This is a genomic window from Pseudomonas sp. B7(2017) (assembly GCF_002112745.1).
In the GTDB taxonomy this organism is placed as follows: domain Bacteria; phylum Pseudomonadota; class Gammaproteobacteria; order Pseudomonadales; family Pseudomonadaceae; genus Aquipseudomonas; species Aquipseudomonas ekonensis.
Genome location: NZ_NEIP01000041.1, coordinates 1 through 1,647 on the forward strand (window position 1 = coordinate 1; position 1,647 = coordinate 1,647).

Sequence of the window (1,647 nt, forward strand, 5' to 3'; positions counted from 1 at the left end):
CGCGACGTCGAAATCCGCGCCCCCCGCGGCAACCAGCTGACCGCCAAGAGCTGGCTGACCGAAGCGCCGCTGCGCATGCTGATGAACAACCTCGACCCGCAAGTGGCCGAGAACCCGAAAGAGCTGGTGGTCTACGGCGGCATCGGCCGTGCGGCGCGCAACTGGGAGTGCTACGACAAGATCGTCGAGAGCCTGACCAACCTCAACGACGACGAGACCCTGCTGGTGCAGTCGGGCAAGCCGGTCGGCGTGTTCAAGACCCACGCCAACGCCCCGCGCGTGCTGATCGCCAACTCCAACCTGGTGCCGCACTGGGCGACCTGGGAGCACTTCAACGAACTGGACGCCAAGGGCCTGGCCATGTACGGCCAGATGACCGCCGGCAGCTGGATCTACATCGGCAGCCAGGGCATCGTCCAGGGCACCTACGAGACCTTCGTCGAGGCCGGCCGCCAGCACTACAACGACAACCTCACCGGCAAGTGGGTGCTGACCGCAGGCCTGGGCGGCATGGGCGGCGCGCAGCCGCTGGCCGCGACCCTGGCCGGTGCCTGCTCGCTGAACATCGAATGCCAGCAGGTGAGCATCGACTTCCGCCTCAAGACCCGCTACGTCGACGAGCAGGCCAAGGACCTGGATGACGCCCTGGCGCGCATCGCCAAGTACACCGCCGAAGGCCGCGCCATCTCCATCGCCCTGTGCGGCAACGCCGCCGAGATCCTGCCGGAGCTGGTGCGCCGCGGCGTGCGTCCGGACATGGTCACCGACCAGACCAGCGCCCACGACCCGCTCAACGGCTACCTGCCGGCCGGCTGGACCTGGGACGAGTACCGCGCCCGGGCCAAGACCGAGCCGGCGGCGGTGGTGAAGGCCGCCAAGCAGTCGATGGCGGTGCACGTGAAGGCGATGCTGGACTTCCAGAAGATGGGCGTGCCGACCTTCGACTACGGCAACAACATCCGCCAGATGGCCCAGGAAGAGGGCGTGGCGAACGCCTTCGACTTCCCCGGCTTCGTGCCGGCCTACATCCGTCCGCTGTTCTGCCGCGGCATCGGCCCGTTCCGCTGGGCGGCGCTGTCGGGCGACCCGCAGGACATCTACAAGACCGATGCCAAGGTCAAGGAGCTGATCCCGGACGACGCGCACCTGCACAACTGGCTGGACATGGCGCGCGAGCGCATCAGCTTCCAGGGCCTGCCGGCGCGCATCTGCTGGGTCGGCCTGGGCCTGCGCGCCAAGCTCGGCCTGGCGTTCAACGAGATGGTGCGCAGCGGCGAGCTGTCGGCGCCGATCGTGATCGGCCGCGACCACCTGGACTCCGGTTCGGTGTCGAGCCCGAACCGCGAGACCGAATCGATGCAGGACGGCTCCGACGCCGTGTCCGACTGGCCGCTGCTCAACGCCCTGCTCAACACCGCGAGCGGCGCGACCTGGGTGTCGCTGCACCACGGCGGCGGTGTGGGTATGGGCTTCTCGCAGCACTCGGGGATGGTGATCGTCTGCGACGGCACCGACGAGGCGGCCGAGCGCATCGCCCGCGTGCTGCACAACGACCCGGGCACCGGGGTGATGCGTCACGCCGATGCCGGTTACCAGATTGCGATCGACTGCGCCAAAGAGCAGGGCCTGAACCTGCCGATGATCACT

Annotated in this window: 1 protein-coding gene; it reads left to right on the top strand. The window is 68.4% G+C overall.

The genetic code is table 11. The features are described 5' to 3' along the window. On the top strand, window positions 1-1,647 hold a 1,647-nt coding region (gene hutU, locus CAG29_RS27990), incomplete at both ends, for a urocanate hydratase (RefSeq protein ID WP_085707828.1).